Origin of the sequence: uncultured Parabacteroides sp. (assembly GCF_947855115.1) — a bacterium.
GTDB lineage: Bacteria > Bacteroidota > Bacteroidia > Bacteroidales > Tannerellaceae > Parabacteroides.
The window spans coordinates 91,620-117,084 of the sequence record NZ_CANTZW010000007.1 but is presented as its reverse complement, the minus strand read 5'-3'; the positions used below and the strand labels follow the sequence as shown (position 1 = coordinate 117,084).

Genomic DNA, 25,465 nt, shown 5'->3' with positions numbered 1-25,465 from the left:
CGTATAATTTGCTTTCTACTCTTAACAAATTCGAGTACTTCTTGCTATCTCTAAAAGTAAGTTCCAGCTTTTTGAATGGCAGGGAAACTTATAAAAAAAACACGTACGTGTCTTTGGAAAAAGTCGTACATGTTTTCCGGAAAACACGTACGTCTTTTTTTAAGCACAAAAAAGCGGTATCCAGCCTGCCGCCGGATACCGCTTTCCATTTATCTTTACCGATCAAGAAATCAGCAACGAGGCTTGATCTGCTTGAAGAAGTCGTTACCCTTGTTATCTACCAAGATAAACGCGGGGAAGTTCTCTACCTCGATCTTCCAGATCGCTTCCATACCCAATTCCGGATATTCCATGCACTCGATGCTCTTGATATTGTTCTGCGCCAAGATAGCGGCGGGGCCACCGATAGATCCTAGGTAGAAACCGCCGTGGTTCTTACAAGCGTCCGTAACTTGCTGGCTGCGGTTACCCTTCGCCAACATGATCATGCTACCGCCGTGGCTCTGGAACAAGTCGACGTATGAGTCCATACGGCCCGCGGTCGTCGGGCCCATAGAGCCACAAGCCATACCTGCCGGAGTCTTAGCCGGACCCGCGTAATAAATAGGATGATCCTTAATGTATTGGGGAAGATCCTCGCCACGATCCAGACGCTCCTTCAACTTAGCGTGAGCGATATCGCGGCCTACGATGATCGTTCCGTTCAACGACAGACGAGTAGATACCGGATATTTATCCAATTCCTTCAAGATATCCGCCATCGGTTGGTTCAAGTTGATCTTGACAGCGTCGCCCTCACCCGCTTGGCGAAGTTCCTCCGGAATCAATTCGCCGGGATGGCTATCCAACTTCTCGATCCAGATACCTTCCTTATTGATCTTACATTTAATATTACGGTCAGCGGAGCAACTTACACCCAAACCTACCGGGCAAGAAGCGCCGTGGCGAGGTAAACGGATGATACGGACATCGTGAGCCAAATATTTACCGCCGAATTGAGCGCCCAAGCCAATATTCTGCGCGGCTGCCAATACCTCTTTCTCCAACTCCACGTCGCGGAAAGCGCGGCCACCCTCGCTACCGGTCGTAGGCAAGCTGTCGTAGAAACGAGTGGAAGCCAACTTCACCGTCAATAAATTCTTCTCAGCGGAAGTACCGCCAATCACGATCGCGATATGATACGGAGGACAAGCGGCCGTACCCAACGTCTTGATCTTCTCTACGAGGAAGGGAACCAACGTGCCCGGGTTCAAGATCGCTTTTGTCTCTTGGTACAAATAAGTCTTATTGGCGGAACCACCTCCCTTTGTCACGCAAAGAAACTCATACTCCATGCCTTCCGTAGCCTCGATGTCGATCTGGGCCGGCAAGTTACATTTCGTATTAACCTCGTCGTACATAGTAAGCGGGGCGTTCTGGGAGTAGCGAAGATTCTCTTCCGTGTAGGTCTTGTAAACACCCAGGGAAAGCGCTTCCTCATCGCAGTAGCCCGTCCATACCTGCTGTCCTTTCTCGCCGTGGATAATAGCCGTACCGGTATCCTGGCAGAAAGGAAGTACGCCCTTAGCCGCTACCTCGGCGTTGCGAAGGAATGTCAAGGCCACGTACTTATCGTTGTCCGTAGCTTCCGGATCGCTCAGGATCTTCGCGACCTGCTCGTTATGAGAACGGCGAAGCATGAAGGATACGTCGCGGAAAGCGGCGTTAGCCATAGCGGTCAGACCTTCTTTCTCGATTTTCAAGATCGGTTTTCCTTCAAACTCAGAAACGGAAACATAATCTTTTGTAAGCAAATAATACTCTGTAGTGTCCGGTCCCTTTTGGAACATCGGCTCATAGTGAAACGGAGGTGTTGCCATATCTTTAGAATTTAATTATATATTGGTTTTATTTAAGATCGCTTATTCTTTTCGATTGGCAAACTTACATAAATTCTACGGAATAACCTCAAAAAAAAGTGTAGATTCGCTAAGAATGAGGCACTCGCTTCCGTATCGGCCATCTATGTATCGCAGAGGCCGACTATACCCTGTCGGTCGGCATATGACTCGCGAAAAGGGCTTGGTATTCCATTTTATACATATCCAAGCCAGCGGCCCAATAATCTTTTTGGGTCTCGAGCAAGACAAATCCTTGCTTTTCATAGAATTTATAAACCAATTGCGATGTACGCACCGTTATTTTTTGGATGCTATCGATGCTTTTGAGTTTCTCTATCCTATATCTGAGCAGCCTTGTTCCCAGCGACTTCCCTTGATAGGCGGGGTGAACTATATCCCAGCTTATTCTTCCCGTCGTCCGGTTATCAGCGAAATTTATTCCTCCACACCCCACGATCGTCCCATCAAAAAGCAAGACGTAATAAAGCTCCACTTCCTCATCCAGATACCGGGCCAAGTCAAGCTCTTCCTCCGCGGCAAAATACGTGGGAATATTCAATCTTATCAGGTTCATCACAGCCTCCCTATCTGCCGTACGGTATTCCCGGATTATAATATGACCGTCCATTTTATTCATGCTTTTTTATTGTATAAACCATTATCGCGAAAATACTCATTATCTCGCGAGAATACCCTATAGGTTGCAACTATATTGCCGACACGGGAAAGCAATGGATACCCCAAGAAATTACTACGGTCGTTTATGTACCGAGATATACGAACGCAACCGTCAGACATCTCCATCCGTATCCTGTTATTAGGTATTTTTATCGCTCAAATAGCAATATTTAGGTATTGCGGGATAATCGGGGCCTCTATAATTTCGCTGTTTCAAAGACACGGATAGCTTTTACCTTTTTAACGGGTATTTCAGGAGAGAGGGATCATGGAGACGGGAAATAACTTCATAAACGTAACGGCCATAGAGGAAACAGAGGAATACAACCGGGCGAATATCCACCGGCACGATTATTACGAGCTGATCTGGTTCTCGGAAACGAAAGGAGCCGACGAGATTCAGATCGATTTCGGGGAATACCCGATCTTGGACGATAGCTTTTTCTTTATCTCTGCCGGGCAATTGCACCGGATCGACCGCACGGGGAAAAAGGGGACGGTAATCGCTCTCTCGAAGGAGTTCTTCCATTCGATCGTTTCCGTCGATGTCTATCCTCGCTCGACATTCGCCATCAATTCTATCATAAACCAGCGGAAATGCGATATCTGCCGTTCATTGGTGAGCTTGGTATTGACCGAATATAAGGAAGGATGCCGTTACCCTTTGATGGAGGCTTATTTCAAGGCCTTGTTCATCCACCTGGGCCCCATACTCAGCAAGAACCCGTGCTGCGGATACAAGAAAAAAGCCGCGGACTTGCTGGATCTGATAGAGAGTAACTTCACGGAACACAAAGAGGTCTCTTTCTACGCCCAACAAATATCGCTATCGGAAAAAGCGGCCAACGACCTTTCCAAAAAAGTGCTGGGGAAAACCATCAAGGACCTCTTGCAAGAGAGGCTGGTGTTGGAGATAAAGAGAGAGATCGCAGCGGATAAATTGTCTTTCAAGGAAATAGCCGACAAACTCGGATTCAACGAACCTTCGTATTTCACCCGCTTCTTCAAACGCCAGACCCGATATACCCCGGAGGAGTATAAAACGCACTTCAACACCTTGCTGGAGGAGTAGCCATCATCCCTCCCCTACTTCCCGGCGACCCACTTCCGAAATGTACCATTCAACGTTTAATTTGTGTAAGTACGGATATATACCGGCAATGTATTTTCGCGACATGAAAAAGAGTAGCTACTTTTTTCAAGAAGTATTACATCAAATAAATAGTAAACAAAATGAGATTTATTACGTATTCAAAATTTTCATTGCTCGCGATTCTTGCCATACTTTTCACGGCCTGCGGAGATGACCCGGACATCCCGGCCGATGAGAAAATAAAACTGACGGTCCAGGCGACAGCTCCGGCTGAAGATGATAAAGTGGCCGATTATTCCACGTTCGAGGTTACGATCTCCTCCGAAAGAGACGGTTCCAAGCAAACCGGCAAATTATCGCAAGCCGGAACCGCCGAGTTCTCATTAGATAAAGGCAGTTATGGCATCGAGATCAGCGGTAGCGCCGACGGTAAAGATTTCTCGGGTACAACCGGTATCGTACAATACAGCGAAGACAAGACCGTAAACGTCGAGGTACGGCATATCGTAAAGCAGTATAGCGGCACGATGGACGGGATCGTCTTGAAAGAGATATTCTACAACGGCGGCACATACGCAGGCAAGATGCAACATCCGGACCAATACGTCGTGATCGCCAACAACTCGGACAAAGAGATCTTTGTCGACGGGCTGGTAATCGCCCAATCATCCCGCATGAACTCCCTGCCTTGCGAGACACTGACCGAGCTATTGCCCGACTACGTGGCGGTAGCCAACATGTACCAGATACCCGGCGACGGGAAGACATACGGGTTGAAACCGGGCGAGGTATACGTGATCGCCTCCTCTGCCCTCAACCACGCGGAGCTGTATGAGAAGAACCCGGAAAAAGATACCGGTATACCGGCGGACTTATCCGGGGCCGACTTCGAGCTGGCGGACGAGGATGCCCGCATGGATGGCAAGGTGACAGACAACCCGGAGGTACCCAACCTGATCAAGATATCGAACAACCTGCCCAATGGCGTGACGGGATGGATGCACCCGTACGGAATCCGTCCGGTATTCATCTTCGACGGTAGCGGCATCGATTGGGACCAGTTCAAGCAGGAGAACGAGATCTCTTACAAAGAAAAAGCCAAGGTAGACGCGGAGATCGCCGAATACCACGGCTACAAAGTCCCGACCAAGCTAATCATCGACGGTATCGAGACAAAATCCTCCACGACTCCTTACTGGGGTAACTTCGTGTCGAAATCACTGCCGGAAACTGTAGACAAGGGCATGATCGAAGCGACTCTCGGCCCATCCTGCCACATCAATTCCTACCTGTACAGGCTTAGCGGGGCAGATGGCAAGCTGATAGACACGAACGACTCCTCGACAGACGTGAAAGTGGAACATCGCGGTAACTTCGAAGGCTTCCCTAAAGGCTGGAGAAATAAACAATAAACCTTTCGAAGGAATGAGACGAGTTTTCGTTATATTTCTTCCGCTCTTGTTTTTCCTGCCAGAGCTGTCTGCCCTGGCGGGGAAAACATTCGTGGAAGGTATCGTCAGAGACCCGGACAACGAGCCGCTTGGCTTCGCCACCGTCATCGTAAAGGAGCTAAATATCAGCATGCTTTCCGATATTGACGGAGGCTTTAAATTCCCCGCGAACCAAGGGGAGACATATACCATAACCGTATCCTGCCTGAACCACGTAGAAAAACAGGTTTCGGTAACAGCCGGAGAGGGTGGAAGAATAGATATCACACTGGAGAGGCAGAGCTACGCGCTGGAAGAGGTGGTCGTCATGGCAGAATACAAATCCTCGAAGGGAACCTCGGCTGTCGTAAGCCAACAGGCGCTGGAACATATCCAGCCGACCTCCGTAGCCGACGTGCTCACGCTTATCCCGGGAGGGCTGTACCAAGAATCCAGCGCTACCGGCTTCAACCGTATCTCCTTGCGCCAATCCGGGGCCGACGACAATACTTCCCTAGGCATGGCGATCGTCATGGACGGCATAGCGCAAGACAATGACGGGTTTCGCTCGCAAATCGCGGGGATGAGCTCAGCGGACGAATACAGCGACCGCATAGGGCTGAACAAAGGAATCGACCTAAAGACGATCTCTACCGACCATATCCAGAAAATAGAAATCATAAAAGGAGTCTCATCCGCCAAGCTGGGCAATCTTTCCTCCGGCGTGATCCAGACAACCTCCAAGATCGGGCAAACGCCCCTCCAGCTCCGGGTGAAAACGGACCCGCTGAACAAACTGGCCTATTTAGGGAAAGGTTTCCGCCTGGCTCCTACGCTCGGCTTTATTCACGCCGGGGTAGATTATACCTCTATCCACGATGATCGCCGAGATCCCATGAGCAAGTATAGCCGGCTGACAGGGCAGGTTACCTACAATAACTCTCTCAAGCTGGCCGGACGCCCCTTGTTCCTCTTTCTCAAGCTGAGCGAGACTTATACGCTCAACCAGGCCAAGGAAGACGAACTGGTCAAAGAATACAACGAGTCGTTCAGGAATAAATACTCGCGTACCGGGGCGGCCCTGAAAATGAAGTTGTCGGAGGTAAACCGCTTTGTCGACAACCTCGAGCTAATCTCGTCCGCGGATTACACATACGACCTGATAGACCGTAACCGCCTGGTCCAACTGGAAATCCCGTTGCCCTCGCCCATCGCTACCGTCGAAGGCGAGAATGAAGGGATATTCCTACCCTCCCGCTATTACAGCCCGTTCCAGATCGAGAACAAGCCGCTGGCCTTGCTCAACCAACTGAACGCGGAATCGCTTCTCGAAACAGGTTCTTTCAGGCATAAGCTCATCTATGGGGCAGAATGGAAATATACCAAGAATTATGGCGAAGGGGCGATCGTAGACATGTCTCGCCCTCCTTATCCGGAGAACAGCGAATACGTGCGGCCCACTCCCAACAACAGCATCCCGGCGCTCTCGACCGGGGCCGCCTACCTGGAAGAGCAACTGACCCACTCGAACCGGTATTTCGACCTCAGTCTCAACGCCGGCGTACGGGCGACGAAAATGTTCAACCTGAGCGAAAGGTACACCGAGCTAAGGAAAGTCTTCCTCGAGCCTCGCGTCAACACGGCATTCTCGTTCAACCTGCCGCTCAAAAACGGCAAGTCTCTGAGAAACATGCTACGGTTCGGTTTCGGACAGGAGAACAAGATGCCGACACTGGATTATATCTACCCGGACAAGGTATATAAAGACCTGATCGTGCTGAGCGCCTATATCAAACATGAAGACCCGAATAACCACATGATCACGAATACACGCATATACGATGTGACCAATTACGGCTTACGCCCCAACCGGAACACCAAACTCGAGGCCGGATGGGACGTAGAATACGAAGGTTACCTGCTGTCGCTCGTATTTTTCAAGGAATACTCGAGACAGGGGTTCCTGAGTTCGCCGCAATACGACCCGGTATCGTACAAAAGATACATGGAACCGGTCAATGGAAACGCGATCATCGGCAAGCGACCGGAGAAGACGGATTACGTGGAGGAGACGTATAATACGTTCGTAAACATGTCGATCGTGCGCAACTGCATGAAAGTAGACAAAAAAGGTATCGAATACCGCCTTAAATTCCCGAAGATAGAACCAATCTCCACCCATATCGAGGTGAACGGCGCTTATTACGAGACAAGATACGCCTCCGACATCCCGGTCGAGTATCATCCGGAGTTCAAAGACGACAACAAGCCGATGCCTTACGTGGGTATCTACGCCAAAGACGATATAACCCGCCGCCGTATCTTGAACTCGAACATATGGCTCAACACGAATATCCCGCGGTACAAGATGATCTTCACGACTTTCTTCCAGATTATCTGGCTGAACGACAATAAACGGATCAACGGCGACGAGTATCCGTCTTCTTACTTCGGCCACGACGGGATCATCCACCCGGTCGATGCCTCCATCACGGAAGCGATCAAGGGGGGAGACCTGACCTGGCGGCATTACCACCTGTACAAGGAACCTTATTACGAGAAAGAGCCGATCTCGCTGACCGTGAACTTCAAGGTCACGAAAGAGTTCAACAGCATGATAAAGGCCTCTTTCTTCGTGAACAATATCCTTGACATCAACCCGGGTTACAAGAACAGATATCAACAGAATGTAAGAAACTGGAAGAAATCGCTTTTCGGAGCCGAGATGACATTCAGCTTTTAAGAAGGTAAATACATGAAAACGAAAAGATTCGATACAAAGGAAATAAGGAAAGGCATATTAGCGGTACTTTCCGTGTTTTTCTTCAGCCTGGAGGCGATTGGCCAGAATGGTTACCTGTACGAGCTATCCAACTCGCCCACGCAATCGGAGTTCAAGGAATACATCATCCGTCCGGAAATTGAGGCACGAGGCTATTTCCTTGACAATCCGGCGTTAATACACGGGATGATAGAAGACCGGCGTTATTTTTTCACGGATAACCCGATGAGGCAAGCGGCCCGGGCACGGAACTTGTTCGTGACCGCGGAAGGAGGCCTTGGCGAGCATGAGGGCGATTACCTGCCGGTCGAGGGGAATAATTTCCGGGATTTGTCGGTCCGCGCGAATGGCTATACCCGCTCGGCAAACTCGACCTTTCTGGGGAAGGTGGGCTTCACGATGGGAGAACATAAGCATATCGGGTGGAACACACAACGATATCCCGACCTGTACTGGCCTTATATCGTGGCAGATTCCACCGGCGGGAACACGCATTACGAGAAATACAACATCCTGTGCGCCTACTCCACCCGGATCGGGCAAACCGATCTAGGGGTTTCGGGCGAGTATATCGGCGATTTCGCCTTCAAACAGAATGATCCCCGCATAGAGAATATCACTACGTGGCTTACCTTGAAGACCGGCGCGGCATACACCTACGACAAGCATTTATTCTCCTTGGGCCTCGAATATACGCTCCATCGCCAGCACATGGACGTGAAGCATTTCCGTAGCGGGCAGTTCACCGGTTTCTTCGTGGAATATGGTTTCGGCATGTACGACTATATACACAGCCCGGTGTTCAACTCGACGAAACAGCAAAATCATATCAATAATCTCGGCGTTACGCTCGCCTTCAATTCCAACCCAGAAAAACGATTGCGCATGAACGTCCGAGCCAAATATAACTACGACCGGATGAACACAGAGGAGTATACTTACAAGCTCAATCTGTACAGGGCCTCGACACATCTTCTCAACCTCAATTACGGCTTGCTTTGGAATAACGCGACATGGGGGATCAACCTCCTGGCCGGTGTAGACGCAAGCCTGAAGAACGGGCGAGAGTTCTTGTTCGAGCGATACGTATCCTCGGTCGTAGATGATGTAGACGTGTACGACTACAAAGAGATCGGCCACCAAGACCGCTACAGATTAAACAAGTTTAAAGGGAAATCGAGCCTGAAAGTCTCTTACTTCCTGAACGAGCGTTACACGTTCTCCTTATCCGGCGCCATCGATTACTTTAGGCGCAACGAGACCTACAAGGACAAAGGCTACGAGATCAGGAACGCGCTGATCACGCCTTCGGCCGGTATCGGGCTCGACTATGGCGGGAAAGGCCTCGATCTCAACCTGCGGATCTGCTGGGGGCATCGCCATTCGCTCGACAATGTTTACCGTGTGGGGCTGGAAATGGAAAAACACACGGAATTCCAGCATGCGTTTTCCACTTACGCCTATTACGGCAATAACGCAGATATCTGGACAGCCGAGCTTACCGTATCCAGAGATTTCCCCTTCGCGAGGCTCGGCTTGCAGGCGCAGATGCTTTGCGTCAGAGGAAACCGCTTGCCGGACATCCGGTATGACCGAGACCGTTTCGAACATTCCGGGCTCGGCAGTAGCCGGTACGCGATCAGCCTAGACCCGGATATACACAACGCCAATTGGACAAAGCTGGCGGTGTTCGCCGAGTTTTAAACCGAGTTATTTAACATGTGAAATCATTATAACAGAAAAACAGTATGGAAATTAAAGTATTAGGAGCAGGATGCTCATGTTGTAGCCAGCTATACGCAAACGTGGAAGAGGCGGTAAACCAATTAGGATGGGACCTGGAGGTAGAGTTCATCCATGATATCACGCAAGCGCTTAAATACGAGGTATTGCAGATGCCCGCGTTGATTATCGACGAGAAGGTAGTCTCTTCAGGATCAGACCTTTCTGTCCAACATGTCAAGAATCTATTGGAATCAGCTAAACAAACCGATTAAAACTTATAGAAATGAAAACATTAAGAGTATTATCACTGATCATGCTGGCCATGATCTTCGTAAACAACGGGATACGGGCGAACGAGAATGCGAACGAGGTGCAGGTAGAGGTTATCGTTTTCCACGGCGTAAAACAATGCCAGACTTGCCAAGCCATCAAAAAGAACTCCCAGGATGTAGTAGAGAACCTGTTCAAGGAACCGGGAAAAGGGAAAAAGGTAGTGTACAAGGTAATTGATTTCTCCAAACCGGAGAACAAGGAGATCGCCCGGAAATATGAGATCGCCTGGACATCCCTCGTACTTGTCAAACATACACCGGACGGGAAAGAGGTCGTAAACAACCTCTCTAAATTCGCCATCGAAAACGCCCGGACCAACACGGATGCCTTCAAGAAGCGATTGGCGGAAGACATAACGAAGCTTCTCAACTGATTCACCACCGATCGTCTATGGAACAATTCCTGAGTTCTCTCATAGAAAGTAGCAACCTGCCTATACTCACGGCCTTCCTGTTAGGTATATTAACCTCCGTAAGCCCGTGTACCTTCACGACCAACGTGATGGTACTCGGTTATATCGGAAAAGACATGAACGGCGGCCACCGTATATTCGCCAACGGTTTGTTCTACACCTTGGGGCGTATCGTCTCTTACACAACGCTGGGATTACTCTGTATTCCGATACTGAAAAAAGGGGCGAGCACATTCTTCATACAAAGCGTCATCAGCGAATATGGCGGGTATATCCTGGCGCCCACCTTGGTAGCCTACGGACTTTTCCTCTTGTTTGGCAATAAACTGCCGATCGGGAAATTCGGGTTCAAGGCAACCGAGCGAAGCAAACGCCTTCACGGTGGTTTGGGCGCGTTTGTATTAGGATTGCTTTTCGCCTTGGCCTTTTGCCCGGTCAGCGGCGTATTCTATTTCGGCATGTTGCTCCCGATGGCGGCGCTCGAGCCTGGCGGCTACCTGTTTCCCGCCATTTTCGCCGTAGCGTCTGGTATCCTTGTCGTGCTGATCGCTTGGATCGTCGCTTTCGGCATGTCCAGCCTAGGGCGGTTCTACAACCGGGTAAACCTGTTCCAGAAATGGCTGAACCTGATTGTAGGCATCGCTTTCATATCGGCGGGAATTTATTATTTTTGTATTTATCATATCCAAATATCATAAGTGTATGAAAAAGATAGAATCGATAAAAGGCCCGTTCATTCCCAAAGACAGGATCGAATACGCGGCGGGCAGTATCGTCAGCCAACAACTGACCTACAACCAGGCCGGCAATATCACCTTGTTCTCTTTCGACGAGGGCCAGCAACTGAGTGAGCATACCGCTCCCTTCGACGCTGTTTGCCAAATACTGGAAGGCACGGCAGAAATCCATGTAGGAGGCGAAGCCTATGAGGTCGGCGAGAACCAGATGTTGATCATGCCCGCGAATGTTCCACATGCGCTTTATGCCAAAAGCGCGTTCAAGATGTTGCTTATCATGATCAAGGGGTAACCTCTCTCCCAAGGATAAAAGAGCGCCGGATGACGTCTGGGGGCAGCATCCGGCGTCCTTCCCCTATCCCATCAAAATCTTTATGGATCAAAAGGCTTGTCCTATACCGAAAATAGTTATATTTGCCGGATATGAAAAAGGATATCTCGTCGTACATACTATTTTGCCTGTTCTTGTTCACCTTCCAAGGATATCTGAAGGCACAGGTCAGTCATGGAGGCCGTCCGCTTCCGCTCTCGCTCATGCGAAGCTCAGACGCAGAAATGTTTAAGGAAATGCCTCCATTCGACGTGCGAGAGGAATTGCGCATCGACTCACTAAACGAGAGTGACCTGAGAAGCGGTTTCCGGTTCGCCTATAAATTCATAACAGATTACAACCGATACAACTCGGGCGTTACATTTACGCAACCGGACGGTACACGCATATGGAGGCTTGGCATTTACTCGCCCGGAGCCCTTTCCATCAATGTTCTCTTCACGGAATACGAGCTGCCGGAAGGCGCCCAGCTTTTTCTCTACAACGAGGACCAGACACAGATACTAGGTTCATTCAATCACTTGAACAACTCCGAGTTAAACCTGCTTCCCGTTTCTCCCATCCAAGGAGACCGTATCATCATAGAATACCAAGAGCCGGCCAACGCCTCTTTTCAGGGAAGGCTGACCGTAGGGGAAGTCAACCACGGCTACCGGAGCCTGCGGGGGCTTGAACCGGGGGATAATAACTCCCAAATCAGTAAAATCCCGCCCTTGGCCTGTTACCAAGACGGGACAAACGATTACGCTCAATGGGGGCAAAGCGTCGTCCTCCTGATCATAGACGGTAGCGTCGGGTGTACGGGAACCTTGATAAACAATACGGAGAACGATGGGAAACCCTACCTTATCACCGCCTCCCATTGCCTGAACAACCAGTTCAAGATAAAGAACCCGGATTATGAGAAGATAGCCGGAAGCATCGTCTGCTTCTTCAACTTCAACAGCCCTCTCTGCGACCCGATTCTAAGGGGGACGGAAGAAATGTCTACCGCATCCGCCTATTTCAAGGCCGTCAACGAGATGGCAGACATGGCCCTGCTAGAGCTTACCGCCACGCCGCCGGTTTACTACAGGCCCTATTACGCAGGCTGGAACGCACAAGAAGCAGGCCCCTCTCCCTACACATGTATCCAACATCCTCAATACTCGGTAAAACGGATCAGCATATCCAACGATGAATTGTCTTCCTTTACCCTGACAGATCCAAACATGATCTTTTACAAGGACGCTCACTGGCACGTCAAGACCTGGAAGACCGGTTATACGGCCAGTGGTTCTTCCGGAGCCCCGTTATTCAATGCCGAAGGAGAGATTATCGGGGCATTGTCCGGGGGGCAATCTAGCGCGAATAACCCCAAAAACGATTATTTCTTCTCTTTAGCGAAACCGTGGGACGCAATCGATAAATCCGAGAAACAACTTAAATATTGGCTGAATCCGTCCGGCAACGGAACCAAGGTTTGCAAAGGACTCGACCCGTACGAATCAGCCCCTTGTTTCCGGCTAAGCAATGTTTATGACTCCGGTAATCAAGAAAACGCGGAATGCGCGCTCTACCCCGGGTCCGAAAAAGAGTATCTGTTCGGAAACAACCCCGCCGATATCACTGAATACGCAGAAGCCTACCAAGCAGCCGAGACGGGAACCTTATACGGGGCTTACCTCGTAACCCCTCCCGCCGGAACGAATTACAAGCAAATGGAAGTAGAAGTCACCGTGTACAGCGGCGACTCCAAGCCATCCACTTTATTACATTCCGAGACATTCCAGCCAAGCTATAGCAATAAATCAATCCTGGATGACTCGTTTATCGAGACCGCCAAATCTCTAAACCGGTCGCAGGAGAGTTATATCAAATTCTCCAAGCCCGTAAATGTCAGCGGGAAATTCTATATCGGCTACAAGCTCAAGAACCTCCCGGAGAACACGTATTTCGCCGCCTACAACCTTCCCAAAGGCAAAACGACCCGGAACACGACCTGGGTACTCGATAAAAACGGATGGAAGCAAGCGACCGAATATACGCAAGCCGGTTTCAGCACCTCCCTGTTTATTGATCCCGTCATTCAATACGGTAACCCGGTCCACAACGAAAAGATAGAGCCGGAGGAACAGATACTCATTCACCTGGGCGCGGAGAAAGGCAGGGTATACCTTGTTTTGCCCGATGGAACCGGGAAAGCGGCTTACACGTTGCACTCCGCATCAGGGAAAGTGTCGGAAAGCGGATACGTCACAAGCGGACAATCCACACTCCATTTCCTAAATTTAACGTCTGGAGTCTATTTCCTGACCGTATCCTACGGAGAGAAACAGTATACACAAAAGATTATATTTTAATCAAAAAATATACAATAAGAATGCTAGCGAACCGCCCATAAAAAGGATAGTAAAAGGCGCAGAGCCATATTTTTTCCAACAATTCTATCCACTTTTTATGCACAAAACAAACCTAGGATTCATTAATAAGTATTAATTAAAAAGATTTTATCGCTTCTTTGCTATCCATAACAAAAAAATGCTTTAGTTTTGCACGATAATGGCTAAGAGATAATTTGGAAGTGAATATATTAACATAGTAACATTTTAAACTTACATCAAAATTATGAACAAAAAGTTTTTATTGCCATTCTTCGTATTGGCAGCCATTTTAACTCTTTCTTCTTGTTCAAACAAGTTGAAACCGTTGGCAGAACAGTACATTAAAGCAGAACCGCAGCCGCTAGAGGCTATCGGTGGCAAAGTTCCTGTAACGATCAACGCAACTTTCCCTGCTAAATGGTTTAACAAGAAAGCTGTTGTAACCGTAACTCCGGTATTGCGTTACCAAGGTGGCGAAGCGTGGGGTACCTCTTATACCTACCAAGGTGAGAAGGTAAAAGGCAACAACCAAGTGATCCCTCAAAAAGAAGGCGCTAACGTAACCATGAAGTCTTCTTTCACCTACAAGCCCGAGATGAAGAAATCTGAATTGTATTTGACTTTCGACGCAAAGATCAAAAACAAGACCGTTAAATTACCGGATGTAAAGATCGGTGAGGGTGTTATCGCCACTTCCGAGTTGGCTGATGCCGCTACCGCTACCGCAGCTATCGCAGCAGATAAATTCCAACGTATCATCAAAGAGGCTCACGACGCTAACATCATGTTCTTGATCCAACAGGCTAACCTTCGCGCTCAAGAGTTAAATTCCGACGCTATCAAAGAATGGAAAGAGCTTGTTAAGAACGCGGACGAGGCTCCGAACCAAAATGTAGCTATCGAGATCAGCGCTTACGCTTCTCCTGACGGTGGTTTCAAATTGAACAACACTTTGGCTGAGAATCGTGAAGGCAACACGACAAAATACTTGAACAAGGAGTTGAAGAAAATGAAAGTCGACGCTCCGGTTGACGCTCGTTACACAGCTCAAGACTGGGAAGGCTTCAAGGAATTGGTTTCCGCTTCCAACTTACAAGACAAAGACTTAGTATTGCGCGTGATCTCTATGTACCAAGATCCTGAGACAAGAGAGAGAGAGATCAAGAATATCTCTGCTGTTTACTCTGACTTGGCCGAGACAATCCTTCCGCAATTACGTCGTTCTCGTTTGACTGCCAACATCGAGATCATCGGCAAGTCTGACGATGAGATCAGCGCTTTGGCGAAGAGCAATCCTTCTGAGTTGAATGTCGAGGAAATCCTTTACGCCGCTACATTGACTAACAATGACAGCGAGAAGATGGCTATCTATACAAAAGCTTCTGAGTTGTATCCTAACTGCTACCGTACTTGGAACAACGTTGGTATGATGGCATTCAAGGCTGGCGATTTGGCTAAGGCTGAGCAAATGTTCAACAAGTCTAACTCTATTAAGAACAACGCTTCCGCTAACATGAACTTAGGTTTGATCGCGTTAACGAAGGGTGACCAAGCAAAGGCTCAACAAATGTTCGGTAACGCCGCTGGCGTAAACGAGTTGAGCGAGGCTCTTGGTGTTCTTTACTTAGAGCAAGGCGAATATGCTAAGGCTGTTAACTCTTTCGGTTCTGTTAAGACTAACAACGCCGCTTTGGCTCAGATCATGGTTAAAGACTACAGCAAGGCTTCTCAAACTTTGAACGGTGTAGCTAACCCAGACGCGGTTACTTCTTACTTGAAGGCTGTTGTTGCCGCTCGTACGAACGACGCTAACGGTGTTATCAGTAACTTGAAGGCTGCTATCGCCGCTGATAAGAACATGGCTAAAGAAGCCGCAATCGACTTAGAGTTCGCTAAATACGCAACTAACTCTGATTTCGCCGCATTAGTTAAGTAATCAGGAAATATCCTTTCTAAATATCGAAGAGACCTCATCCTACCCGGATGGGGTCTTTTTTTTGTATTCTCCCAAGAGGCCATATCAACAAAACCGGGCAGATTTCACCAACGAAAAATAAATATTGATTATCAATGACTTTTTATGGGATTAATTCGTAGATTTGCAAAAATCAACAATTTTGTTGTAAAAATTAATCAAATAGGGTGAAGAAATTATGAAATTACAAATCTGGAGACAAATGATGTGGGTATTTTGTTTGATCCTCCTTATGGGATCGTGTGTCAAACACGATATTTACCAAGGAGAGGAGCCCACGGTAGATCCGAAAGAACCTACCCAAGAACAAGAAGATTATATTGCCCAGTTCGAGAACCGCGAGAACATACAGGTTAATATATCTTCCCAGCATGAAGGGACCCTATATTCTATTTATTATGAATACCCTTATGAGGAAGGCGCTTTGGTCAAAGACGCTTATCTAATCGGAAAAACGCCTATCCACATGACACTGGAAGTACCCAAGCACGTGAAGAAACTTTATATCATCGGAGACGGGAAACTCATGGAAAGCGAGGTGAAAGATATTACGATTGGCAGCGATACCAAAAGCGGTTTACGGGCGGCGAACGAGATCAATGACGAGGTACTATTCCTGATTAACAACAAATACTTCCCGGAGAAGGCATACAACGTAAAAGGGGAAGACCTGTACAAATGCTCCGACTTAAAGATCGTAGAGACTCAATTCACCAGCGCTTTCAACAAGGCAGAGATATGGCTTACCTACATAAGTGACGGAGGGATGTCTAATGGCAACAGTAATATGTACGGCAAACTTTGGTTCTATACCTATCCTTCCGATAAAATGAGACAACTGACCATAGAAGATTGTACCTTCTACGGCAAGCAAAACGATGGCACGATCAAAAAGATCGATTACTACAAGGATATCAGCGAGGCGGGTAACTCCCCTATCTTTTATTCAAAGGAAGAGGAAGGGAAGAACGAACACACCAAAGTTTACCTAGGCCAGTTCGACAAAGGACTTAACGTTGGTTTCGTATACCGCGGCACGGATAGGCCACAATTCTCTACCCCCGCGTTAAACGGGCCGGACGAGAATAAGGTGCCAGACAATGGAAGCTATGATCACGACTACATAAATTACTCTCTAAGCTATGGCTTTACAATAGAGAAAAATGTAGCTAACGGATTCATCCACCACATTCAAGCGGATGGCTTTGAGGGAAATGTATTGGGTATGGAGAACCGCTGCCCGAACTACAGAGCTTACGATGGAGATTACAACGACATGCTTTGCCTAATCGAAAGCAATCCTGTCGCCATCGAGCCCGCAGAACCTGTCGTTCCCCCGGTAATAGACCCGCAAACGAACAAGAAAGGCTTCCTCCTGTTTGAGGATAATTATCCGAACCAAGGCGATTTCGACTTCAACGACGCAGTCTTATTCTACCATATCACGACGTATACGGAGAAAAACACAGCGGAGGTCTACGCCCGGCTATTGGCGAAAGGCTGTACATTCCACAACCAGATCGGATTCAAGGACGCTAACGGGCTTACGGTTTTCTTCCCCGACGTGTATGGATACAGCAACGTGAGAAAATTGGACAAAGAGCCGGAGAGCGGGATCACGAAAACCTTGACCTATAGCGAGACCCAACTTATCATGCCTTATATTGATAACGGAAATGGGCCGGTAAGCAAGAATGTCAAGAATACGGACTTATATCCTTACGTGCTGGATATCCCTTATTCGGAAAGCCAACCTTTCCGTTGGTGCCTGGAAAACAAGAGTATTAGCGATGCCTATAATTTTGACCAAGATTACCGGAAAGCGCACGGGGACTGGTACGAGACCCCTAAGGATGAGTCATTGGTGATACAATTCCCCTCTCCGGATGAGGAGGAGCAGGGAAATAACGGATAGTACCTCGTTTAACGGCTTAATATAAAATCGGCTGCCCCATCCTTTCGTTTGAGGCAGCCGATTTATATTATTTATTCAAATACATGAACCTTAGGATCGTCCTTGGCGCTTGCGCTCCGTCTCATCCAAGATGATCTTACGCATACGCATATTATTCGGGGTGATCTCCACGTACTCATCCCCCTTGATATATTCGAGCGCATCCTCCAAGCTAAAGATGATAGGAGGAGCTAAAGAGACCTTATCGTCCGAACCTGAAGCACGCATATTCGTCAATTTCTTGGATTTCGTGACATTTACAACCAAGTCATTATCTTTGGAATGCTCGCCAACCACCTGACCGGCATAAACCTCCTCGCCCGGAGCGATAAAGAAACGTCCGCGAGATTGCAGGTTGTTCAAGGCATAAGCGAAAGCCTGGCCTGTCTCCATGGCTATAATCGAACCGTTCACACGGCGCTCGATCTCGCCCTTCCACGGCTGGTACTCCAAGAAACGGTGCGCCATGATAGCTTCGCCGGCAGATGCCGTCAGCACGGCATTGTTCAGACCGATAATTCCGCGGGAAGGAATCGTGAACTCTAAGTGCATGCGTCCATCCTTGCTCTCCATCATGGTCATCTCGCCCTTGCGCTTCGTCACCATATCAATAATACGGCTAGAACACTCCTCGGGAAGGTTGACCGTCAGTTGCTCCACTGGCTCGCATTTCACGCCATCGATCTCCTTGATGATAACCTGCGGCTGGCCCACCTGCAACTCGTATCCCTCACGACGCATCGTCTCGATCAATACAGACAAATGAAGTACCCCGCGGCCATACACCAACCACGAATCAGCGGAATCGGTAGGAACCACGCGCAAGGCCAGGTTCTTATCCAGTTCTTTCCGTAAGCGGTCGTAGATATGGCGAGAAGTGACAAATTTTCCATCCTTCCCGAAGAACGGGGAATTATTGATCGTGAAAAGCATAGACATCGTAGGCTCATCGATAGCGATCGTCGGCAATGGCTCCGGCTCGCTCACGTCGGCGATCGTCTCGCCAATCTCGAAACCGTCGATACCGATAATTGCGCAGATATCGCCAGACTTCACGGACTCCACCTTCGTGCGTCCCAAGCCCTCGAACACATCCACCTCCTTGATCCTTGATTTCACCAAGCTACCGTCGCGCTTGCAAAGCATGACATCCTGGCCTTCCCGCAACTCGCCGCGGTGTACACGCCCTACGGCGATACGGCCCACGTACTTAGAATAATCCAAGGAAGTAATCAACATCTGGGAAGCTCCCTCCAGCATCTTCGGCTCCGGGATATACTTGATGATCGCGTCGAGCACAGCCGTGATATCCTCTTTCGGCTCCCGCCAATCCTCAGACATCCAGCCCTGCTTGGCAGAACCGTAGATCGTGGGGAAATCTAGCTGCTCCTCGGTAGCGTCTAGGCTAAACATCAGGTCGAATACCATTTCCTGCACTTCCGACGGGCGGCAATTCGGCTTATCCACCTTATTGATAACCACGATCGGCTTCAAGCCCAGTTGGATCGCTTTTTGCAAAACAAAGCGAGTCTGCGGCATAGGTCCCTCGAAGGCGTCTACCAATAGCAAACAACCATCCGCCATGTTCAAGACGCGTTCCACCTCGCCACCAAAATCGGCGTGTCCCGGAGTGTCTATAATATTGATCTTATATCCCTTATAATTGATAGACACGTTCTTAGCGAGAATCGTGATACCTCGTTCCCGTTCCAGATCATTGTTATCCATAAACTGATCCGGCTCTGCCTGTCCTTCGCGGAAAAGCTTACCGGCTAACAACATCTTATCCACGAGCGTCGTTTTGCCGTGGTCTACGTGCGCGATAATCGCAATGTTTCTGATCTTTTGCATTGAAGACTAATTTATTGCCCGCAAAAATACGATATTTTCGCGATATATATATGACATTCATGCTTTAAAACACAAAAAAGATACTAGAAGCTATTGCAAATCAAAAAGGAATGCCTACCTTTGCGACCGCTTAGATAACATAGTATTAATTTATTAAAGTAAAAGGAATCATGTATTTAGATTCAGCAAAGAAACAAGAATTATTCGAGAAGTATGGCAAATCGGCTACTAACACAGGTTCTGCCGAGAGCCAAATCGCGTTGTTCACGTATCGTATCTCTCACTTGACAGAGCATTTGAAGGCGAATCACAAGGATTACGCTACGGAAAGAGCGTTGAAGATGTTGGTAGGTAAACGTCGCCGTTTATTGGATTACCTGATCCGTGTAGACATCAACAGATACCGTGCCATCATCAAGGAACTTGGTATCAGAAAGTAAAGGATTACTTATCACTAAGTATATCAAAAAGGACGATCTTCGTAAGAGATTGTCCTTTTTATTTGCCCTAATCCTAGGTATAATAAAATATTAATGTAAATTTGCGTCGTTTGGTATCAATTTATCAAACATCACTGGAGTATAAATAACAAATCATACACATGGGAAACAACAAAATTATAGGTGCGAAAATTAAAAGTATCCGGGAATCGAAACAACTCTCTATCGAGGAAGTAGCCGAACGCTCCGGATTAGGTATCGAGCAGATCGAACGGATCGAGGGTAACCTCGACTTTCCTTCGCTGGCTCCTCTTATCAAGATAGCACGCGTATTAGGGGTACGCTTGGGCACGTTCTTGGATGACCAAGCAGAGTTAGGCCCCGTCGTATGCCGGAAGAAAGACAACGAGAGCAATGGCATCGGATTCACGAACAACGCGACGCAAGGGCACAAGCACATGGATTACCACTCGCTCTCGCAAGACAAGTCCGGCCGTCATATGGAATCGTTCCTGATCGAGATCGCCCCATCCGAGGAAGGCGAGGATTTCATCCTTTCCACACACGAAGGTGAGGAATTTATCTACGTATTGAACGGTGTCGTGGAAATCAACTACGGACAAAACACATACATCCTGGAAGAAGGCGATAGCATCTATTACGATTCAATCGTGGCGCACCACGTACATGCGGCGGCTGATAACAAGGCCCGAATCCTAGGAGTTGTCTACACACCTTATTAAATCCCGCATTTTTATGGAATTATATAACAGAACCCTTGGCCAATGGCTGGAACATTGGGCCGAGACTACACCGGATAAAGAATATATCGTTTACCCGGACCGCGATTTACGCTTCACGTGGGGCGAGTTCAACAAGCGTGTGGACGATATGGCGAAAGGCATGCTGGCGATCGGTATCACCCATGGCACGCATGTGGGCGTATGGGCAACAAACGTGCCGGATTGGTTGACATTCTTATATGCCGGAGCGAAGATCGGCGCCGTATTGGTAACCATCAACACGAACTATAAGCAAAGCGAGCTGGAATACCTGGTCGAGAACGCCGATATCCATACGATGTGTATCACGGATGGCGTGTTCGACGGAAGCTACGTAGACATGGTTTATACGATGCTACCGGAGTTGAAGACCTCGCAACGGGGATACTTGAAAAGCGAGCGCTTCCCGCGCTTGAGAAATGTCGTATATATCGGACAGGAGAAATACAGGGGCATGTACAACACGCCCGAGATGTTGCTTCTCGGCCAAAACATTAAGGATGAGACCTTAAGATCTGCCAAGGCGAAGGTAAATTGCCACGATGTAGTAAACATGCAATATACCTCGGGTACGACCGGTTTCCCGAAAGGTGTCATGCTGACTCACTACAACATCGCCAACAACGGTTTCCTGACAGGTGAGCACATGAAGTTCACCGCCGACGACAAACTATGCTGTTGCGTGCCTCTCTTCCATTGCTTCGGCGTGGTATTGGCCTCCATGAACGTACTGACCCACGGATGCACGCAGGTGATGGTAGAGAAATTCGACCCGTTATTGGTACTGGCCTCCATACACAAGGAGCGTTGCACGGCCTTATACGGTGTCCCTACGATGTTTATCGCGGAGTTGAACCACCCGATGTTCGAGATGTTCGATCTAACCTCTCTGCGTACCGGCATCATGGCAGGTTCTCTCTGCCCCGTAGAATTGATGAAGAAGGTAGACGAGAAAATGTACATGCGCGTGACCAGCGTATACGGATTGACGGAGGCCTCTCCGGGAATGACGCATTCCCGGATCGACGATCCGGCAGAGGTTCGCTACAATACGGTCGGCCATGAGTTCGAGTTTACCGAGGTCCGTGTGATTGACCCGGAAACAGGCGAGGAATGCCCGGTAGGTGTACAAGGCGAGATGTGCAACCGGGGATATAACACCATGAAAGGATATTACAATAACAAAGCCGCCACAGACGAGGTCATCGATAAAGACGGCTTCTTGCATTCCGGCGATTTAGGTATTCGCGACGAGAACGGCAACTTCCGCATCACCGGCCGTATCAAGGACATGATCATCCGAGGAGGCGAGAATATCTATCCGCGTGAGTTGGAAGAGTTCCTCTATCATTTTCCCGGCGTGAAAGACGTGCAGGTAGCCGCCGTACCTTCCAAGAAATATGGTGAGGAAGTAGGTGCTTTCATCATCCTGCACGAAGGCGCGACAGCGAGCGAGGAGGAGGTGAAAGATTTCTGCCGAGGCAAGATCGCTCGCCACAAGATCCCGAAATATATCTTCTTCGTGGATACGTTCCCCATGACCGGAAGTGGCAAGATCCAGAAATTCAAGCTAAAGGACCTTGGGCTGAAATTGCTGCAAGAACAAGGCATCACGCCGGTGTGACAACCGCCGGCAGTCATCGCTTATCCTAGAAAGAGGGTATACCCGATATCTATTATTCACCCGATGAATCGATGGAATGGGGTATATTCTCTTTCTCCATTCATAGCGGACCATCATGGAAACATGTACCCAGCATGAGTGAATATCTCTTCACGAGGCTACGACCTTATATACTGCGATGTCGGTTGCAGCGCCACCGCATGCCGGCCGCGGTATCGCTATATGTGGAATGCGGTGTCGCTGCATGTACGGCGCAATAAACTCACGGCCGGCTCTTGCCCTACGCACCGAATCTACTCTTATTCATCTCTAATTTGAGATAAGCCACACATGAAATCACAGGTTTTTTATGTAGCTTTGTAGCCTCAACCATTTATAGCACTAATTTATGTCACAATTATTTCCAACTAATCTGCCTTATAAAGTGGCAGATATGAGTTTGGCTGAATTCGGTCGCAAAGAAATCGAGATCGCCGAACACGAAATGCCGGGATTAATGGCGCTCCGCCAGAAATATGCTGATCGAAAGCCTTTGAAAGGCGCACGTATCACCGGCTCACTGCATATGACAATCCAGACCGCAGTGTTAATCGAAACATTAGTTGCGTTGGGAGCGGACGTTCGCTGGGCTAGCTGCAACATCTTCTCCACCCAAGACCACGCCGCTGCCGCTATCGCCGCGGATGGCGTACCGGTATTCGCATGGAAAGGCGAGACACTGGAAGAGTATTGGTGGTGTACGGACATGGCGCTTCGTTTCCCGGATGGTAAAGGTCCTCACATGATTGTAGACGACGGAGGAGACGCTTCCTTGCTGGTTCACATGGGATATCGTGCGGAGAACGACGCAGAGACTATCAACCGCAAAGGCGGGAATCATGAGGAACAGGTAATCCTTGACACATTACATCGCATCCTCCAAGAGGATAATACCCGTTGGCACCGCACGGTAACCGAGATGAAAGGTGTATCGGAAGAGACAACGACGGGCGTTCATCGCCTGTACCAGATGATGGAGAAGGGTGAATTGCTAGTCCCCGCCATCAACGTGAACGATTCCGTGACGAAATCCAAGTTCGATAACCTATACGGTTGCCGCGAGTCTTTGGCTGATGGCATCAAGCGAGCCACGGACGTGATGATCGCCGGTAAGGTGGTAGTCGTGGCCGGATACGGCGATGTGGGTAAAGGTTGCTCCCACTCCATGCGCTCTTACGGGGCCCGTGTGCTCGTGACCGAGATTGATCCGATCTGCGCATTGCAAGCCGCCATGGAGGGTTTCGAGGTCACGACGATGGAAGAGGCCGTGAAAGAGGGTAACATCTTCGTTACGACCACCGGAAACTGCGATATCATCACGATCGAGCATATGACACAGATGAAAGATCAATCCATCGTATGCAATATCGGCCATTTCGATAATGAGATCCAAGTAGACAAACTCGTCAACTACCCGAACATCAAGCACACGAATATCAAGCCGCAGGTAGACAAATACACGTTCCCGAACGGAAATTCCATCTTCTTGCTGGCAGAGGGGCGCTTGGTAAACCTAGGTTGCGCCACGGGACATCCATCGTTCGTAATGAGCAACTCGTTCACGAACCAAGTCCTTGCCCAGATGGATTTATGGCAAATGGCCTATGAGGTAGGCGTATACCGCTTGCCGAAACGCCTGGACGAGGAAGTAGCCCGCCTGCACCTGGAACGCATCGGCGTAAAATTATCCCAATTAACGCAAAAGCAAGCTGATTACATCGGCGTGCCGGTGGAAGGACCGTACAAGGCCGATCATTACAGATACTAATTAATTGAAAATTGAAAATTGAGAATTGAAAATGAAGGGAGGATAGCTTCTGTAGTTCTCGGTTCTTAATTTTCAATTTTCAGTTCTTAATTTTCAATTATTATGCGTTTCGCTATTCTCTCCCCTATTTATCCTTATCGCGGCGGCATCGCCCAATTCAGCGGGATGCTTTATTCCGAATTGGTAAAGGAAGGTCACGAGGTGAGGGCTTTCAACTTCAAACGCCTTTATCCGGATATCCTATTTCCCGGGAAGACCCAATATGTAGAAGAGGGTGACCGGGCGATCGAGATCGAGAGCTTACGCATATTGGATAGCGTGAATCCGGTTAGTTATTTCGATACCGTCAACGCCATCCGTTCCTATGCGCCGGACGTTTTGATAATCTCCTACTGGATGTCCTTTTTCGTCCCCGGATACGCCCATGTCGCAAACCGGATGAAAAAACGTTGCAAGGTAATCACTCTCATCCACAATGCGATTCCCCATGAGCCTCGTTTCTTCGATAAGCCTTTAGCGTCTTTATTTTTCAGGCAGTGCCATGGCTTTATCGTGATGAGCGATAACGTGAGGAATGATCTGCGGAGGCTTTGTCCGGACGCTAAGTATATCCAGAACCCACATCCGCTTTACAACCATTTCGGGAGTAAGATTGAGAGAGGCGAGGCATGCCGGAAGTTAGGGATCGACCCATCTAAGAGGAATCTCCTGTTCTTCGGGTTAATACGGGATTATAAAGGGTTAGACCTGCTTATCGAGGCGGTCGGACAGCTTAACGAGGATTACCAACTTATTATAGCCGGCGAGTGTTACGGAAGTTTCGAGAAGTATCAGGCCTTGATCGACGCTTCTCCGGCAAAAGGACGTATATCCGTTCACTGTGAATATATCAGCGACGAGGAAATCCCCGTCTATTTCTCGGCTGCGGACGCTTTGGTACTTCCCTATCGCTCTGCCACCCAGAGTGGTGTCGTATCCGTAGCCTACAATTACGATTTGCCTATGCTAAGTACTCCCGTGGGTGATTTCAAGAATAGCATCGAAAGGCCGGGTACAGGTATCGTTGTACCCGAAATATCCCCGACAGCCCTTGCCCAAGGCATCGAGGAACTTTTCACCCCCGGACAGCAAGCCACCATCCCAGCGAACATTGCCAAAGAAAAAGCAGCCCTCTCGTGGGAAACCCTGACGAGAAAACTGCTCGATTTTATCAACAGCGATTTTATCTAGTTGTAGAGACGGGGCGTGCCCCGTCTCATCCCCTCAAA

Annotated in this window: 19 protein-coding genes; 16 read left to right on the top strand and 3 right to left on the bottom strand. The window is 48.7% G+C overall.

The window, feature by feature from the left end:
• Window positions 1-230 precede the first annotated feature (230 nt).
• A complete protein-coding gene (locus tag Q0110_RS06950; protein ID WP_297904794.1) occupies window positions 231-1,859 on the bottom strand; it encodes a fumarate hydratase in 1,629 nt (542 codons plus the stop codon).
• Window positions 1,860-2,022: 163 nt separating this feature from the next.
• Window positions 2,023-2,508: a GNAT family N-acetyltransferase gene (locus Q0110_RS06945; RefSeq protein ID WP_297904791.1), complete on the bottom strand. Its 486-nt coding sequence runs from the start codon at window positions 2,506-2,508 to the stop codon at window positions 2,023-2,025.
• 318 nt (window positions 2,509-2,826) lie between these two features.
• Here Q0110_RS06945 and Q0110_RS06940 point away from each other — a divergent pair, with 318 nt between their 5' ends.
• From Q0110_RS06940 to Q0110_RS06890, 11 genes are all read left to right on the top strand, one after another.
• A complete protein-coding gene (locus Q0110_RS06940; RefSeq protein ID WP_297904784.1) occupies window positions 2,827-3,630 on the top strand; it encodes an AraC family transcriptional regulator in 804 nt (267 codons plus the stop codon).
• Window positions 3,631-3,791: 161 nt separating this feature from the next.
• On the top strand, window positions 3,792-5,063 hold the full coding sequence (locus tag Q0110_RS06935) for a DUF4876 domain-containing protein (RefSeq protein ID WP_297904781.1): 1,272 nt from the start codon (window positions 3,792-3,794) through the stop codon (window positions 5,061-5,063).
• Between the two features lie 13 nt (window positions 5,064-5,076).
• The gene (locus tag Q0110_RS06930) at window positions 5,077-7,824 is read left to right on the top strand and encodes a carboxypeptidase-like regulatory domain-containing protein (RefSeq protein ID WP_297904778.1); all 2,748 of its coding nucleotides are present in this window, start codon (window positions 5,077-5,079) and stop codon (window positions 7,822-7,824) included.
• A gap of 12 nt (window positions 7,825-7,836) precedes the next feature.
• The gene (locus tag Q0110_RS06925) at window positions 7,837-9,567 is read left to right on the top strand and encodes a DUF6850 family outer membrane beta-barrel protein (RefSeq protein WP_297904776.1); all 1,731 of its coding nucleotides are present in this window, start codon (window positions 7,837-7,839) and stop codon (window positions 9,565-9,567) included.
• A 44-nt stretch (window positions 9,568-9,611) separates the two neighbouring features.
• A complete protein-coding gene (locus tag Q0110_RS06920; protein ID WP_297904774.1) occupies window positions 9,612-9,860 on the top strand; it encodes a thioredoxin family protein in 249 nt (82 codons plus the stop codon).
• 11 nt (window positions 9,861-9,871) lie between these two features.
• Window positions 9,872-10,294, top strand: coding sequence for a nitrophenyl compound nitroreductase subunit ArsF family protein (locus tag Q0110_RS06915; RefSeq protein ID WP_297904771.1), 423 nt, complete (start codon window positions 9,872-9,874; stop codon window positions 10,292-10,294).
• A 17-nt stretch (window positions 10,295-10,311) separates the two neighbouring features.
• On the top strand, window positions 10,312-11,031 hold the full coding sequence (locus tag Q0110_RS06910; RefSeq protein WP_297904768.1) for an aromatic aminobenezylarsenical efflux permease ArsG family transporter: 720 nt from the start codon (window positions 10,312-10,314) through the stop codon (window positions 11,029-11,031).
• A gap of 4 nt (window positions 11,032-11,035) precedes the next feature.
• Complete coding sequence (locus Q0110_RS06905; protein WP_297904765.1) at window positions 11,036-11,362, top strand: cupin domain-containing protein; 327 nt, start codon at window positions 11,036-11,038, stop codon at window positions 11,360-11,362.
• A 131-nt stretch (window positions 11,363-11,493) separates the two neighbouring features.
• Complete coding sequence (locus Q0110_RS06900; RefSeq protein WP_297904762.1) at window positions 11,494-13,743, top strand: trypsin-like peptidase domain-containing protein; 2,250 nt, start codon at window positions 11,494-11,496, stop codon at window positions 13,741-13,743.
• Between the two features lie 265 nt (window positions 13,744-14,008).
• Window positions 14,009-15,700, top strand: a complete 1,692-nt coding sequence (locus Q0110_RS06895) for a hypothetical protein (protein WP_297904759.1) — start codon at window positions 14,009-14,011, stop codon at window positions 15,698-15,700.
• Between the two features lie 217 nt (window positions 15,701-15,917).
• Complete coding sequence (locus Q0110_RS06890) at window positions 15,918-17,654, top strand: LruC domain-containing protein (protein ID WP_297904757.1); 1,737 nt, start codon at window positions 15,918-15,920, stop codon at window positions 17,652-17,654.
• A 90-nt stretch (window positions 17,655-17,744) separates the two neighbouring features.
• Here the strand turns inward: Q0110_RS06890 and typA are convergent, their stop codons facing one another.
• Window positions 17,745-19,544 (bottom strand): translational GTPase TypA, encoded by a 1,800-nt coding sequence (gene typA / locus Q0110_RS06885; protein ID WP_297904754.1) that lies wholly within the window; start codon window positions 19,542-19,544, stop codon window positions 17,745-17,747.
• Window positions 19,545-19,714: 170 nt separating this feature from the next.
• Here typA and rpsO point away from each other — a divergent pair, with 170 nt between their 5' ends.
• The 5 genes from rpsO to Q0110_RS06860 all read left to right on the top strand — a co-directional run bounded on the left by rpsO (window position 19,715) and on the right by Q0110_RS06860 (window position 25,427).
• Window positions 19,715-19,984 (top strand): 30S ribosomal protein S15, encoded by a 270-nt coding sequence (gene rpsO, locus Q0110_RS06880; RefSeq protein ID WP_297904752.1) that lies wholly within the window; start codon window positions 19,715-19,717, stop codon window positions 19,982-19,984.
• A gap of 161 nt (window positions 19,985-20,145) precedes the next feature.
• Window positions 20,146-20,727 (top strand): XRE family transcriptional regulator, encoded by a 582-nt coding sequence (locus Q0110_RS06875; protein ID WP_297904749.1) that lies wholly within the window; start codon window positions 20,146-20,148, stop codon window positions 20,725-20,727.
• Between the two features lie 13 nt (window positions 20,728-20,740).
• Entirely contained in the window at window positions 20,741-22,390 is a 1,650-nt protein-coding gene (locus Q0110_RS06870; RefSeq protein WP_297904746.1) for an AMP-binding protein, read from the top strand.
• 388 nt (window positions 22,391-22,778) lie between these two features.
• Window positions 22,779-24,197 carry an adenosylhomocysteinase gene (ahcY, locus tag Q0110_RS06865; RefSeq protein WP_297904743.1) on the top strand — a complete coding sequence of 473 codons (1,419 nt, stop codon included), beginning with the start codon at window positions 22,779-22,781 and terminating at the stop codon, window positions 24,195-24,197.
• Between the two features lie 102 nt (window positions 24,198-24,299).
• Entirely contained in the window at window positions 24,300-25,427 is a 1,128-nt protein-coding gene (locus Q0110_RS06860; RefSeq protein ID WP_297904740.1) for a glycosyltransferase, read from the top strand.
• The last annotated feature ends 38 nt before the right edge of the window (window positions 25,428-25,465 follow it).